14 protein-coding genes are annotated in these 13861 nt (G+C 67.6%); 3 read left to right on the top strand and 11 right to left on the bottom strand.

Annotation, left to right across the window (positions count from 1 at the left end; translation table 11 throughout):
* Positions 1-5: 5 nt before the first annotated feature.
* The 3 genes from pdeM (at position 6) to FHG66_RS15760 (ending at position 1609) form a co-directional block, all read left to right on the top strand.
* On the top strand, positions 6-695 hold the full coding sequence (gene pdeM / locus FHG66_RS15750) for a ligase-associated DNA damage response endonuclease PdeM (protein WP_139078024.1): 690 nt from the start codon (positions 6-8) through the stop codon (positions 693-695).
* A gap of 96 nt (positions 696-791) precedes the next feature.
* Positions 792-1124, top strand: a complete 333-nt coding sequence (locus FHG66_RS15755) for an ArsR/SmtB family transcription factor (RefSeq protein WP_139078025.1) — start codon at positions 792-794, stop codon at positions 1122-1124.
* On the top strand, positions 1121-1609 hold the full coding sequence (locus FHG66_RS15760) for an SRPBCC domain-containing protein (protein ID WP_139078026.1): 489 nt from the start codon (positions 1121-1123) through the stop codon (positions 1607-1609). Before FHG66_RS15755 ends, FHG66_RS15760 begins: the two co-directional genes overlap by 4 nt.
* A 62-nt stretch (positions 1610-1671) precedes the next feature.
* On the opposite strand, the gene folD is transcribed toward FHG66_RS15760, so the two are convergent.
* The 11 genes from folD to FHG66_RS21655 form a co-directional block, all read right to left on the bottom strand.
* A complete protein-coding gene (gene folD, locus FHG66_RS15765) occupies positions 1672-2565 on the bottom strand; it encodes a bifunctional methylenetetrahydrofolate dehydrogenase/methenyltetrahydrofolate cyclohydrolase FolD (protein ID WP_139078027.1) in 894 nt (297 codons plus the stop codon).
* 35 nt (positions 2566-2600) lie between these two features.
* Positions 2601-2915, bottom strand: a complete 315-nt coding sequence (locus FHG66_RS15770) for a chorismate mutase (RefSeq protein ID WP_139078028.1) — start codon at positions 2913-2915, stop codon at positions 2601-2603.
* A gap of 55 nt (positions 2916-2970) precedes the next feature.
* Entirely contained in the window at positions 2971-4647 is a 1677-nt protein-coding gene (locus FHG66_RS15775) for a formate--tetrahydrofolate ligase (protein WP_139078029.1), read from the bottom strand.
* A gap of 126 nt (positions 4648-4773) precedes the next feature.
* Positions 4774-5385 carry an MOSC domain-containing protein gene (locus tag FHG66_RS15780; protein ID WP_139078030.1) on the bottom strand — a complete coding sequence of 204 codons (612 nt, stop codon included), beginning with the start codon at positions 5383-5385 and terminating at the stop codon, positions 4774-4776.
* 60 nt (positions 5386-5445) lie between these two features.
* On the bottom strand, positions 5446-6225 hold the full coding sequence (locus FHG66_RS15785; RefSeq protein ID WP_139078031.1) for a methyltransferase domain-containing protein: 780 nt from the start codon (positions 6223-6225) through the stop codon (positions 5446-5448).
* Between the two features lie 4 nt (positions 6226-6229).
* A complete protein-coding gene (gene ftsH / locus FHG66_RS15790; RefSeq protein ID WP_139078032.1) occupies positions 6230-8143 on the bottom strand; it encodes an ATP-dependent zinc metalloprotease FtsH in 1914 nt (637 codons plus the stop codon).
* 184 nt (positions 8144-8327) lie between these two features.
* Positions 8328-9626: a tRNA lysidine(34) synthetase TilS gene (gene tilS, locus FHG66_RS15795; protein WP_246082641.1), complete on the bottom strand. Its 1299-nt coding sequence runs from the start codon at positions 9624-9626 to the stop codon at positions 8328-8330.
* Complete coding sequence (gene ybgF / locus FHG66_RS15800; protein ID WP_139078033.1) at positions 9623-10441, bottom strand: tol-pal system protein YbgF; 819 nt, start codon at positions 10439-10441, stop codon at positions 9623-9625. Before ybgF ends, tilS begins: the two co-directional genes overlap by 4 nt.
* Positions 10441-11019, bottom strand: a complete 579-nt coding sequence (gene pal / locus FHG66_RS15805; RefSeq protein WP_139078034.1) for a peptidoglycan-associated lipoprotein Pal — start codon at positions 11017-11019, stop codon at positions 10441-10443. The genes ybgF and pal overlap by 1 nt, the downstream gene beginning before the upstream one ends.
* 107 nt (positions 11020-11126) lie before the next feature.
* Positions 11127-12452, bottom strand: a complete 1326-nt coding sequence (tolB, locus tag FHG66_RS15810; RefSeq protein ID WP_139078035.1) for a Tol-Pal system beta propeller repeat protein TolB — start codon at positions 12450-12452, stop codon at positions 11127-11129.
* 91 nt (positions 12453-12543) lie between these two features.
* Positions 12544-13861: hypothetical protein (locus tag FHG66_RS21655; RefSeq protein WP_342777492.1), on the bottom strand; the 1318-nt coding region annotated here is incomplete at its 5' end.

Here is a 13861-nt window from a genome sequence, read left to right on the forward strand (position 1 = left end):
GGGTCATGAACGGCACGGCCTTCTCCTTCACGCTGAACGGCACCGGTTGCCTGGCCCTCCCCTCGGGGGCGCTCTTCGTGCCGTCCGAGGATCTGCTCTGCGTGTCCGACCTCCACATGGCCAAGTCCGAGCGCATGGCCCGGCGGCGCGGGATCATGCTGCCCCCTTACGAGACGCGGGCCACCCTGGACCGCCTTGGGCAGGACATCGCGACGACCAAGCCCCGCTGCGTGGTGGCTCTGGGGGATTCCTTTGATGATCTGGCCGCGAGCGAGGCTCTGGACCCCGAGGACCGCGACCGGCTTCTGACTCTGCAGGAGGGTCGGCGCTGGGTCTGGATCGAAGGCAACCATGATGCCGGGCGCAATGCCCATGGCGGCGAAGGCGGCGAATGCTTGGCCGTCGCGGGTCTTACCTTCCGGCATATCGCCACTACCGAGCCTACCCCCGGCGAGGTCTCGGGTCACTACCATCCAAAATTTGGACTGCCCGGCTTCCATGAACGGCGGCCCTGCTTCGTCGTCGATGCGCGCCGTCTCGTGTTGCCGGCCTATGGCACCTACACAGGTGGCCTGGACGCGCGCGAGCCGGTGCTGCGGACTTTGTTTGCTGACCGTGCTTTGGCAGTACTGACCGGGCCGCGCGCCCTCCCGGTCCCGCTTCCGACCGCTCGTCCCCTGTCCCGTCGCGCGTGAACGGGCCGGACGAGGCGCAGGCCAGTCCGCAGCCTCGGCTTTCGGCTTTACTTCCATGGCCTCTTATATAAGATATAACTTATGGAAGGAGTCACGATGTCTGTCCTGGACCAAGCCCTCCTGGCCATATCCGACCCGACCCGCCGCGCGATCCTCGGACGGCTCGCCCAAGGCGAGGCGGCGGTGATGGAGTTGGCGGCTCCGTTCAAGATGAGCCAGCCAGCGATCTCCCAGCATCTGAAGGTGCTGGAAAAGGCCGGTCTCATCACGCGCGGGCGCGACGGGACCCGTCGTCCCTGCCGTCTCGCGCCCGAGGGCCTTGTGCCCCTCGACGCTTGGCTCTCCGAGCTGCGCGCCAATCTGGAACGCAACTACGCCCGCCTCGACGACCTCCTTGCCGAGGATCCAACCCAGGAGAAGAAGTCATGAGCGTCACCGTGGAGCGCACCTCGCCCACTACCCTCACCATCACGCGTCGCTTCAGGGCCCCGCCCGAGCGGGTCTTCGCGGCCCATGTGGAGCCCGAACTCATCCAGCGCTGGTGCTTTGGCTGGGATGGGTGGCGCATGCCCCTGTGCATCAACGACGCCCGGCCCGGCGGGGAGTTGCGTTGGGAGTGGGCCAATGACGAGGGCGCCGGCTTCCACGTCACCGGCACCTACGAGTCCGTGGAGCCGCCGCGGGACGGGCGCGCCGGCCGCATCGTCCACGTCGAGAGGATGCATCTGCCGGACGCCACGCCCGACAACCACGTCGAGACGACTTTCGCCGCCGAAGGCAGCGGCACGCTCCTCACCGTGGTGATGCGGGTGGACACGCCCGAGGCCATGGAAGCGATGGTCGCCACCGGCATGACGGAGGGCATGGAGGTGAGCTATGCCCGCATCGACGAACTGGAGCCTGCGGAGGCCTGAGCCCGAAGACACGAACGGGCGGAGCCTGCGCCCCGCCCGTCTGCTGTCCCATTACGATTGGATCAGGCCGTCAGCCCCTCGGGCTCGGGCAGTCCGTTGGCGCGACAGCAGGCGGTCACCGTATTCGCCAGCAGGCAGGCGATGGTCATCGGTCCGACGCCGCCGGGGACCGGCGTGATCGCGCCCGCAACCTGCGCGGCGCTGGCGTAGTCCACGTCGCCCACGAGGACGTCCTTGCCGTTCTCGCCCGCCGTGCGGTTGATGCCGACGTCGATCACCGTCGCGCCCGGCTTGATCCAGTCGCCCGGCACCATCCTGGCCCGGCCCACGGCGGCCACCACGATGTCGGCCCGGCGCACGACCTCGGGCAGGTCCTTGGTCTTGCTGTGGGCGATGGTCACCGTCGCGCTGTCCCCCAGCAGCAGTTGCGCCATCGGCTTGCCCACGATGTTCGACCGCCCGATCACCACGGCGTCCATGCCCGCCAACGACCCATGCAGGTCGCGCAGCAGCAGCAGGCAGCCCAGCGGCGTGCAGGGCACCATGGCCTTCTGCCCGGTCCCGAGCAGCCCCACGTTGGACACGTGGAACCCGTCCACGTCCTTCGCCGGGTCGATGGAGTTGATGACGAGGTCGCTGTTCAGGTGCTTGGGCAAGGGCAACTGCACGAGGATGCCGTGCACCGCCGGATCGTCGTTGAGACGCTTCACCAGAGCGAGCAGACTCTCCTCCGAGGTTTCGGCGGGCAGCTTGTGCTCGTAGCTGTTCATGCCCGCCTCAAGGGTCTGCTTGCCCTTGGAGCGGACATAGACAGAGGAGGCCGGGTCTTCGCCCACCAGCACCACGGCGAGGCCGGGAGTGATGCCATGATCGGCCTTGAGCCGCGCCACATGCTCGGCCACCCGGCCGCGGATCTTTGCCGCGAAAGCCTTTCCATCGATCACTTGGGCCGTCATGGCAGCTTCCTTCGTTGCGGTCGCCTGAGTCGTCATCATGTCTCCTCGTGGCCCCATTCGGGGCCAAGGACCCCTTCCTCGCGGGCGATCGACCAGTCGATCAGACGCCGCCACAGTTTCTCGATCAGGTCCGGGGGCAACCCATGCACGGCAGCCTCGCGCCGGACATTGGCCACCACCTCCTCCACGCGCGGGGTGATCCGTGCGGGAAGCTGGAGCGGTCCCTTGATCTGCGCGGCGCGGTCGATGTAGGCCGTCCGCTCCGCGAACAACGCCACGAGTTGCCGGTCCACCCGGTCGATCTCGGCCCGGATGTCGGCCATCATCTCGCAGTCCTGGGGTCGCTTCATGGTCCTGTCCTCCGGCTCCGGCCCACCACATCGGGGGCCGGAGCCGAAAGGTCAATCAGAACAGGCCCTCGATCTGCCCGGCCTCGTTGAGGCGGATGACCTCGGCCGAGGGAACCTTGGGCAGGCCCGGCATGGTCATGATCTCCCCGCAGATCACCACGATGAAGCCTGCGCCCGCCGACAGCCGCACTTCGCGCACCGGCACCGTGTGGCCCGTGGGTGCGCCACGGACGTTCGGGTCGGTGGTGAAGCTGTACTGCGTCTTGGCCATGCAGATCGGCAGGTGACCATACCCCGCCGCCTCCCAGGCCTTGAGCTGGTCGCGCACCGACTTGTCCGCGATCACCTCGTCGGCGTGGTAGATGCGCTTGGCGATGGTCTCGACCTTCTGGAAGAGCGGCATCTCGTCCGGGTAGAGCGGCGCGAAGTTGGCGGAGCCGCCTTCGGCCAGTTGCACGACCTTGCGGGCCAGATCCTCGATCCCGGCGGAGCCTTGGGCCCAGTGCTTGCACAGGATCGCCTCAGCGCCCTGCTCGGCCACATAGGCCTTCACGGCTTCGATCTCGGCGTCGGTGTCGCTGTAGAAGTGGTTGATGGCGACCACGACCGGCACGCCGAAACCCTTCACGTTGGCGATGTGGCGGCCGAGGTTCGGGCAGCCTTTCTGCACGGCGCCCACGTTCTCGGCACCCAGGTCGGCCTTGGCGACGCCGCCGTTCATCTTCATCGCACGCACGGTCGCCACGATCACGGCGGCGGCAGGCTTCAGCCCGGCCTTGCGGCACTTGATGTCGAAGAACTTCTCGGCCCCGAGGTCCGCGCCGAAGCCCGCCTCGGTCACCACGTACTCACCCAGCTTCAGCGCAGTCGTCGTGGCGATGACCGAGTTGCAGCCGTGGGCGATGTTGGCGAAGGGGCCGCCATGAACGAAGGCCGGGTTGTTCTCGAGCGTCTGCACGAGGTTGGGCTGGATCGCGTCCTTGAGCAGAACGGCCATCGCGCCGTCGGCCTTGAGGTCGCGGCAGTAGACGGGGGTCTTGTCACGGCGGTAGGCCACGACGATGTCGCCCAAGCGCTTTTCGAGATCCTTGAGGTCCTTTGCCAAGCACAGGATCGCCATGACCTCGGAGGCCACGGTGATGTCGAAGCCAGTCTGGCGGGGGAAGCCGTTCGCGACGCCGCCGAGGCTCACCACCATGTCGCGTAGCGCGCGGTCGTTCATGTCCATGACCCGCCGCCAGACGATGCGGCGCTGGTCGATGTCGAGCGCGTTGCCCCAGTAGATGTGGTTGTCGATCATCGCCGACAGCAGGTTGTGCGCCGATGTGATCGCGTGGAAGTCACCGGTGAAGTGGAGGTTCATCTCCTCCATCGGCACGACCTGGGCATAGCCGCCGCCCGCCGCCCCGCCCTTCATCCCGAAGTTCGGGCCAAGGGACGCCTCGCGGATGCAGACCACCGCCTTCTTGCCGATGCGATTCAGGCCGTCGCCCAGACCCACGGTGGTCGTGGTCTTGCCCTCGCCCGCCGGAGTCGGGTTGATGGCGGTCACTAGGATCAGCTTGCCGTCGGGCCGGTCCTGGACCGAGTTGATGAAGTCTTGGCTCACCTTGGCCTTATCGTGCCCGTAGGGCAGCAGGCTTTCGGCGGGGATGCCCAGCTTGGCGCCGATCTCCAGGATCGGACGTTTCTTGGCCTCGCGGGCGATCTCGATGTCGGTCTTGTGGCTCACGGCGGTTCCCCTGGATTGTGGCGGTGTCCTAACCGAGCACCGGCGAGGCCAGAATGGCGATTGCGACCGATTAGCCCGTCAAATCGTCGGGCCCACAAGAAAGAGGTTTCGCATAGGAAATCCCGTTCACGTCCCCCGCTGCCCTGCGCTTTCCGGCGCCCAGGGGCGCTGCGCCGGAACATGGAGCCGCACCCTTTCGCCAAGTCGCAGCACGCCTTCGCGCTCCACCCATGCCGTCAGTCCGCGCCGCCCCTTGGCGGCTGCCTTGAAGGCCTTGCCGTGCCCCGGCCGCGCGGTCTCGATGGTCTTGGCGGGTTCGATGCAGGGCAAGTTCTCCATGTCCACGACCAGCGTGGCCCCTCCTTCGCCCTGCAGGCGACTGGACGGCGGCAGGTGCGTGAAATCCGCGATTCCCTCAATCACCACCGAGGCTCCGACCCAAGCCGGGTCAACGGCCTCCAGGCCCAGCGCCGCAGCAATGGCTCGCAACTCCTCGGCGCTCACCAAGCTGACCTGACGCGTGTTCCGGATCTGGGTCCCTCTCGGGTACTGCGCTGTCACCCGCGAACAGGCCGGTCGGGTCAGACCCGCATGCACCTCACCCTCGAAGCCGGCAAAGGTCAGAGGCATCTCATCCAAGGGCTCTCCATGGATGATGAGGTCCTGACCGACAGGACGTGAGACACGCCCGAGCCAAGTCACAATGCCGAAGTGATCGGTAGGGGCGAGGGCGGGCATGGCGGACTCTCCTTTCCGCCCTTGATGGCAGGGCACCGGACGAGCCTCAAGCCGCCTGGCCTATCCGTCCCGGCTCAAGATGATGAACAGCCTGCGAAAAGGGAACAGCACCGTTCCGTCCGCTTCGGCCGGATAGGCAAAGCTCAGGGCGTCGTCATAGGCGTCCAGGAACTCCTGCAGCTCTCCTTCGCCCATGCGGGCCGCAAAGGGCCTGAGCGCAGTGGACTGCGTGAAAGCCCTGACAGGATGACCTTCGGCAACGGGCGACAAGGGCTGGAGATATTCGGTTTCCCAGACATCGACCGTTCCCAACGGCCCCAGGAGGCGCTGGTAGGCTCCGGGTGGAGCAACCGGAGGCACGTAGTCGTCAAAGCCGAATCGGTCGGGGAACATCTCCTCGGCCAGGTTCCGCAACAGCCGGTGCGATGGAGCGTCGAACTGGCGAGGCATCTGGACAGCCAGAACTCCGTCGGGGGCCAGTTCGCTCACGAGACGGGGCAGCAGGACGTCGTGCTGGTGCACCCAATGCAGGGCGGCATTCGAAAAGATGACCGCCGGGGCCTCTTCGGGCGACCAATGCGCGATATCGGCCAGCCTTGTCTGATCGTAACCCTGAGCATGGGCCAGCATCGCCGCCGAGGAGTCGATGCCGATGATAGGCCGCCCGGGGAAGCGAGCCCGCAGGGGCCCTGCCACGGCTCCATCCCCGCACCCCAGATCAACGACACAGCCGTCCGGCACGTCACCGATCTGCAGCAGGAGATCCAGGGCCGGACGCAAGCGGAGACCCCGGAACCGTCGATAGGTCCCGGGGTCCCAGTCGATGGAGTTGTCGGTCACGCCCTCAGGCCGTCGGCTCGGGCTCGGGCTCACCGCGCGGTGGGCGCGGGCGCGGCGTCTTGGGGATCGCCGTCACCGAGGCTCCGCCCGATGGGGGCGGTGGCGAAGCATCCTCGCCGCGGTTCAAAGGTTCGCCCGCGATGACGCGAGTGATCTCGGACCCGGTCAGGGTCTCGTACTCCAGCAGGCCTTGCGCCAGTCGTTCCAGATCCTCGCGCTTCTCGGTCAGGATGCGCTTGGCTTCGGTGTAGCCCTCGTCGATGAGGCGGCGGACCTCCTCGTCGATGGACTTCTGCGTCTCGGCCGAATGGTTCGTGCCACCGCCATACGATCCGAGATAGCTCTGCTGCTCGTTGGCATAGTCAATGTAGCCGATGCGCTCGGACATGCCGAACTGCGTCACCATGGCCCGGGCGATCTTGGACACCTGCTGGATGTCCGAGGTCGCACCCGAGGTCACCTGCTCCGGCCCGAAGACCAGTTCCTCGGCGACGCGGCCGCCCATCGCCATGGCGATCTTGGACCGGTACTTCGTGTAGCTGACCGAAAGCTGGTCACGCTCGGGCAGCGATAGCACGAGGCCCAGGGCCCGACCGCGCGGAATGATCGTCGCCTTGTGGATTGGGTCGTGCTGCGGCACGTTCAGGCCCACGACGGCGTGACCGGCCTCGTGATAGGCAGTCAGCTTCTTCTCGTCCTCGGACATGACCATCGACCGACGCTCGGCGCCCATCATCACCTTGTCCTTGGCGGACTCGAAGTCGATCATCGTGACGAACCGACGCCCAATCCGTGCCGCCATCAGCGCCGCCTCGTTGACGAGGTTGGCGAGGTCCGCGCCCGAGAAGCCCGGAGTGCCGCGCGCGATGATGCGCAGGTCCACATCCGGCCCCAGCGGGACCTTGCGGGCATGGACACCCAGGATCTTTTCGCGGCCCTTGATGTCGGGGTTCGGCACCTGAACCTGACGGTCGAAGCGGCCCGGACGCAGCAACGCGGGGTCGAGCACGTCGGGACGGTTGGTCGCCGCGACGATGATGATGCCTTCGTTGGCCTCGAAGCCGTCCATCTCCACCAGAAGCTGGTTCAGCGTCTGCTCGCGCTCGTCGTTGCCGCCACCGTAGCCTACGCCACGAGACCGGCCCACCGCATCGATCTCATCGATGAAAACGATGCAGGGGGCGTTCTTCTTGGCCTGCTCGAACATGTCACGCACGCGGCTCGCGCCGACGCCCACGAACATCTCCACGAAGTCAGAGCCCGAGATGGTGAAGAACGGCACGCCAGCCTCGCCCGCGATCGCGCGGGCCAGCAGCGTCTTACCGGTGCCGGGGGGACCCACGAGCAGCGCGCCCTTGGGGATCTTACCGCCCAAGCGCGAGAACTTCTGCGGGTTGCGAAGGAACTCGACGATCTCCTCCAGCTCCTCCTTGGCCTCGTCGATGCCAGCCACGTCGTCGAAAGTGACGCGGCCATGCTTCTCGGTGAGGAGCTTGGCGCGCGACTTGCCAAAGCCCATGGCGCCGCCACGCCCGCCGCCCTGCATCCGGTTCATGAAGTAGATCCAGACACCAATGAGCAGGAGGAAGGGCAGAAGCGACAGGATGAAGGCCGTGAAGCCCGACTGCTCCTGCGAGCGGGCCGAGACCGGCACCCCTGCGTCGATCAGGAGGTTCGTCACCTCGGCGTCCGGGGGAAGGACGGTGGTGTAGTCACGGCCATCGGCACCGCGGTAGCGGACCTCCTCGCCGTCGATGGTGGCTTGGGCGACCTGGCCCGATTGCACGGACGCCACGAAGTCCGAATACGAGCGACCGTTCGACGCCATGGTCGTCTGGCCGCCGCTGAAAAGATTGAAGAGCGCCAGCACCAGAAGGAACAGGACGACCCAGAAGGCGATGTTTCGCGCGTTGCCCACGAACGGACTCCCCCATGGCACGGAACATCAATGCCCGTGCTGCGTGTGCCCAAGATAAGGGCTGAGAAGGCGGGTTCAATGTGAAAGCCGTATGACGCACGGATGCGAGAGCGAATTTGCGCGACCGGAAGGCCTCAGAGCCTCAGTTCGGGGATAAAATCCCTCTGCGTCCAGCCTTTGCCGGCTAGCGATCCCGTACGAACCACTGGAATCGGGGGTAGAGCGTCGCGGTCCAGCCCTCGGGACGACCCGCGAAGGGAGCAGCGACGACCCGGCTCCCGTCCCACACGGCAGGTGTCGCAAGCAGCGCACCGGAGGGCAAGCCCTGTGCAGTCCAGTCCGGGCATACCCGAAGTCCTTCCCCACCCAAAGCGGCGACCCGGAGATGCCGCCATGAGGCTGGATCGACCCGGTCCTGATCCGTTGCCCCCCGATGCAGGGACCACCGCCCGTCCCACCGCGCCCGCAGCATCCCACCGGTCAGATGCAGGGGAGCCGGGGCGTCATAGGCCCGAGCCTCGCGCCTGATCCGAAAGCGGTCGCCTTCGGGCATCACCTGGCAGCCTGATAGCGTCGCGGAACGACCGTCGAGCACGACTCGAGCCAGCCGGAGGAGAGCATCGTGCCGGGGACGATATGGACGATTGCCGACCCAGGCCAGACCCGCAGCGAGCAGCCGGGCCGGCGTATCCTCGGCCTCGACCCGGCGCAGAAAATCCAAGGGAAGGCAGAGATCCGCCCCTTCCTCCCGCGTGTCCCGCGCGGCGACGGCTTCAGCGTGTTGGCGCAGGGACGCTTCGGCTCGGCGCATGTGATCGCTGGTCCGAATCAGGCGATCGGGCGTCAGCCCCAATACCGCGAGATGCTCCATCATCGAGCGCGCCTTGACGCGGTCGAAACGGCGATCCTCATTGGATGGGTCCTCGGCCCAGGCGATGGCACGCGACCGAAGCCAGTCACGCAGGTCCCGCCGCCGGCTGTTCAGGAACGGACGAACCCACAAGCCGTGCACTGCTGGGGCGAACTCGTCCATCGCGGACAGCCCATCGACGCCCGACCCACGAGCTAATCGAAGCAGCACCGTCTCGGCCTGATCGTCGGCGGTATGGCCCAGGAGAACGGCCCCAATCCCCTCGGCCATTGCCCAGTCCGAGATCAGGCGCTGACGGGCACGACGGGCCTGGTCCTGCATGTTGCCCTTCCCGTTCCAGTCGGTCCAGCGCAGGACGGTGTGCACGATGCCCAAGGACCCGCAGGACTGGCCGACAAGATCGGCCTCCCTGGCGGCTTCGGGACGCAAGCCGTGATCCACTGTCACCGCCCTAAGCGTCCGATGGACTTTCCTTGCCCAGTCGGCCGCAAGATGCAGGAGGGCCATGCTGTCACCGCCGCCGGACACGGCGATGCCGATGGGGGCTGATAACTCGGCCAGCCGCTGATCGAGCCGCGCGACCGAGGAGGCCAAAGCCTCCTCGGGCATCATGGGCAACCCAGCGTCCGCATCTCGGCTTGGGCGTCTGCCAACAGGGATGAATTAGGGAAGCGGGTGCCGATCTCGCCCAGAGTCACGCAGGCATCGGGGACCTGGCCCAGCCTGCCCAGATTGCGCCCCAGCCCGAGCAGCGCGTCCGCCGCGAAGTCGCCGTTCGGGGCTGTCGAAAAGCTGTCGAGGTAAGCGCGCGCCGCGTTGGACGAATCACCCAGGCCGTCCAGCGCCTCGCCCCGCCCAAGCTGGGCGCGGGCCGTCAGGGGGCTGCCCGGGTAGGCCTCGACAAAGGCCGCAAAGAGGTCAGCGGCGCCGCGAAAGTCACTCGATGCGAGCGCCCCCTCCGCCCGCTCGAACTCGGCCTGTTCGTTGACGGCCAGGTCCGGGCCGTTCTCGGTGGGTTCAGCCGGCGTCGGCACCACCGAGATGTTGTCCACGCCGCCCAGCGCGGGGGTATCGCCGAGTTGGCCGATGTCGCAGCCTTCCTCGATCTCGCACAGGCGGAATTCGATGTCGCCCAGCCGGTTCGTCCCGTCGGTGGTGATCCGGTTGATGCGGAACTCCAGCTCCTCGGTCTTGGAGGTGAGGCGCTGGAGTTCGGACTCGATGGCGTTCAGGCGCTCCAGGGGGGTGTTCCCCGTCACGCCGGTGGTCAGCTGCCCCGAGGCGGTCAGCTCGCTCCGCAGCCCCTCGATGTCCTGGGACAAGGAGGCGATCTGCCCGCGGATGTCCGCGAGCGTCTGCGGATCCGCGGCCTGCCCCCAGGCGAGGCCCGGCCAGACCGCACACAGAAGGATGGCCGCGTGACGCATCAGCTGAGGCTGCCGATCGAGATCACGGTGACCGCCCTGCGGTTCTCCGAGTAGCAGCTTTCCTCCGAGCAGACCGCCACGGGACGTTCCTTGCCATAGGAAATCGTGCGGATGCGGTTGCCCGGCACGCCCTTGGAGACGAGGTACTCGCGCACAGCGTTGGCGCGCCGGGCACCCAAGGCGACGTTGTACTCGCGGGTCCCCTGCTCGTCCGCGTGGCCTTCGATCACCGCGAGGTAGGACGAGTTCGACTGCAGCCACTGGGCCTGCCCGTCGAGCGTCGCGATGGCCTGCGGCGTCAGGGTGGACTGGTCCACCTGGAAGAAGACGCGATCGCCCACGGCTTGGCTGAAGTACTGCGGCGAGGCTGGATCGCCGACGCCGCCAGCGCCGCCCAGGGTTCCCGTGCCCACGCCCGGCAGGCCGGCGCCGGGCAGGCCGGCAGTCGCACCGCCAGCACCCCCGAAGCCGCCGGCACCGCCCGGTCCACCCGCGCCGCCGCCGAAGCGGTCGGGCCGCGTACAGGCGCTCAGGCCCACCGAGGCCACCAGAAGCGCCGCTACCAACCATCTCGTCATCGAAATGTCCCCTTTTGACCTATCTTACCACGCCCCGCGTCCTTGGGAAGCAGCGCGCCCTGTCCTTCGCCGCGGCCGGGGATGTCCCATCCCCGCCCCGGCCTTGATCACGGCTGCAACGGTCCCCAGGACGGGTCCGACGCCATGCCTCCGGTTGGTACCTGCTTCAGGTTCCGGCCCGACACATCGACCGAGTAGACCGTCGGCGCACCGTCCGCCCCCTGCGTTTCGCGCGTGAACATCAGCACGCGGCCGTTCGGAGCCCAGGTCGGCCCCTCGTCCAGGAAGCTGGAAGTCAGGAGGCGCTCCTCCGAGCCATCGGTCCGCATGACGCCGATGTAGAAGCGGCCGTCACCCTGCTTGGTGAAGGCGATGAGATCGCCGCGCGGGGACCAGACCGGCGTGGAATAGCGGCCATCCCCGAACGAGATGCGGACCGGCTCGCCGCCGCTGGCGCTCATCACGTAAAGCTGCTGGGTGCCGGAGCGGTCCGACTCGAACACGATCTGGCTGCCGTCGGGGCTGAACGAGGGGGCCGTCTCAATGGACGGTGCCGAGGTCAGGCGCGAGGAGGCCCCACCCCCGACGTTCGTCATATAGATGTCGGTATTCCCGCCATTCGTGAGGGAGTAGATCACATGCTGGCCGTCCGGCGAGAAGCGGGGCGAAAAGGTCATCTCTCCCGTTTCGGTCGCGATCCGCTGCTGGCGCACGGAAGCCACGTCGAGAAGATAGATCGCCGGCACGCCCGACTCATAGGAGGTGTAAAGCACCCGGCTCCCGTCCGGCGAGAAGCGCGGCGCGAACAGCAGCCCCGACTGGGTCAGGAACTGCACCCCCGCTCCGTCGTAATCCATGACGGCCAGACGCTTGGCGCGGGCATCCTTGGGCCCCGACTCTGAGACGAAGACGACGCGGCTGTCGAAGTAGCCGCCCTCGCCCGTGATGCGGGAGTAGACCGCATCGGCCACCTTGTGGCCCATGCGCCGCCAGCCTGCGACCGTACCTGCGAATTGCAAGCCCTCGCCAAGCTCGGCCCCCGAGAACACGTCATACAGGCGGAACTTGACGATGAGCTGGTCGCCCGACACCGCCACGGCCCCGGTGATCAGCGCCTGCGCGTTGATGGCCGTCCAGTCGGTGTAGACCGGCGCGGTTCCGAAGGGCAGGTTCGGATTGATGAAGGCGCTGGAAGGGATCTCGCGGAACAGGCCCGTTCCCACGAGGTCGGCAGAGACGACCGACGCGATGTCGCGCGCCACGCTCTCGGCCCCGCCGATTTCCACGGTGAAGGCCGGAACAGCGAAGGGAATGGGTTCGATCACCCCTTCGGTGATGGTGATCGACAGCGGACCCTGCTGCGCGTGGACAGGATGGGCCAAGGCGAAGGCTGCGATAAGCGCCGCCCAGAGGGCCAGGATGATTCGATTCATGGACAGGTTCTCATCTTCAGGGCGAGGCCGCGCAGGCCCGTCAGAGCGGACCATGCGCAGGGTCGAATAGCGCGGATCGGAGTACGGCGCATCAACGGATCGCCATCTGCGTGGGATCGAAGGTCATCTCGACCATTCGCCATTGCTCGTACTTCTCTGCCGGGAGCGGGAAGCCGTCGCCTTGGCACCGCAGGATCGCGCGGCGGGCGGACTCGTAGGCGCTGTTCGCGGCCTCGCCGCTGTCGGCATTGTGGGTCAGGAGTTCCACATCCCCGGCCACCCGGCCATCACGGCTAAGCTGGAACGCGACCGTCACCGACACGCGACCCGCCTGGCTGCCCGGATCCACCACCCAGCACTGCTGGACGGCCACGCGGAACGCGTCCTGCTCCGCACCGGTCATCGGCGGACCGGGGTCGGCCTCGGCCGCCTCCCCCGCGCCGGAATCGGCCAGCGCGGCTGCAAGGGCGTCGTCCACGGACGCGGTATCGGCAGAGGCCTCCTCCACGGGTTCGGCTTCCTCGGCCTCGGCCACAACCTCTTCCTCAACAGCCTCTTCGGTCGGCTCGGCCTCGGCCACCTCTTCCGCAGGCTCCTCGCTTTCGGCCTCCTCGGCTTCGGCGGCCTCCTCGATAGGCTCGTCTTCTACCGGCTCGGCCGCAGCGACCTCGGACTCCTCGGCTTCAGGCTCCTCGGCCTGCGGCGCCGGGCGGCTTGGGCGTGGGCGCGGACGGGATGCGACCTCGACGGCCCCGGAGGGCTCCTCGGCTTCGGTGACGATCTCGGTGGTCGCCTCCTCAGGGGCGGCTTCGTCCTGAGGCTCCTCGACCGGTTCGGGCTCGGGCGCAGGTTCGGGCTCTGCGGCTTCCTCCACCTCGGGCGCGACCTCGGCTTCGGGCGGGGGCGGTGGCGCGGCTTCGGGGGCGACGCGCGGCGCAGCCCGAGGCTTGGGACGCAGGGAGGCATCGAGCTGGGCCGAAGGCGGCGGAGCAGGCGGCTGCGGGGTGGGCTCAGGCTCGGGCGCGACCTCCTCGACCTCGGGGGGCGGAGGCGGCGCGGGTTCAGGCGGCGGCGCAGGTTCAGGCGCGGGCTCCGGCTCGGGAGCCGGTTCCGGCTCCGGTTCAGGCTGCGGCTCTGGCTCTGGCGGCTGGACCTCAGGACTGACCTCGGGCTCGGTGGCAGGCGGGGTCGGCTGTTCGGCAGGCTCTGTCGAGGGCGGCGGCGACGTGCGCGCCACAAGGGCCGCATATTCCGCCCCGGTCACGGCAGTGACGGGCGTCACCTCGAAGGGAAGGGGTTCGGAGTCGAGGCCCCAACCCATGAGGAGCCACAGCAGGAGGGCCGCGTGGCCTGTGGCTGAGATGTATGCCCCGGGGGTCATGGGTGTGGTCTCAGCCGTCGGCGGGGGC

Origin of the sequence: Rubellimicrobium rubrum, from assembly GCF_006152115.1 — a bacterium.
Lineage (GTDB): Bacteria > Pseudomonadota > Alphaproteobacteria > Rhodobacterales > Rhodobacteraceae > Rubellimicrobium > Rubellimicrobium rubrum.

What these genes read in the sequence shown, in the direction of transcription:
- ybgF (WP_139078033.1), bottom strand. Translation starts at nt 10,441, where the DNA reads ATGCGTCACGCGGCCATCCTTCTGTGTGCGGTCTGGCCGGGCCTCGCC.
- tolB (WP_139078035.1), bottom strand. Translation starts at nt 12,452, where the DNA reads ATGAATCGAATCATCCTGGCCCTCTGGGCGGCGCTTATCGCAGCCTTC.
- folD (WP_139078027.1), bottom strand. Translation starts at nt 2,565, where the DNA reads ATGACGGCCCAAGTGATCGATGGAAAGGCTTTCGCGGCAAAGATCCGC.
- FHG66_RS15770 (WP_139078028.1), bottom strand. Translation starts at nt 2,915, where the DNA reads ATGAAGCGACCCCAGGACTGCGAGATGATGGCCGACATCCGGGCCGAG.
- pal (WP_139078034.1), bottom strand. Translation starts at nt 11,019, where the DNA reads ATGACGAGATGGTTGGTAGCGGCGCTTCTGGTGGCCTCGGTGGGCCTG.
- FHG66_RS15760 (WP_139078026.1), top strand. Translation starts at nt 1,121, where the DNA reads ATGAGCGTCACCGTGGAGCGCACCTCGCCCACTACCCTCACCATCACG.
- FHG66_RS15755 (WP_139078025.1), top strand. Translation starts at nt 792, where the DNA reads ATGTCTGTCCTGGACCAAGCCCTCCTGGCCATATCCGACCCGACCCGC.
- pdeM (WP_139078024.1), top strand. Translation starts at nt 6, where the DNA reads ATGAACGGCACGGCCTTCTCCTTCACGCTGAACGGCACCGGTTGCCTG.
- FHG66_RS15780 (WP_139078030.1), bottom strand. Translation starts at nt 5,385, where the DNA reads ATGCCCGCCCTCGCCCCTACCGATCACTTCGGCATTGTGACTTGGCTC.
- tilS (WP_246082641.1), bottom strand. Translation starts at nt 9,626, where the DNA reads ATGATGCCCGAGGAGGCTTTGGCCTCCTCGGTCGCGCGGCTCGATCAG.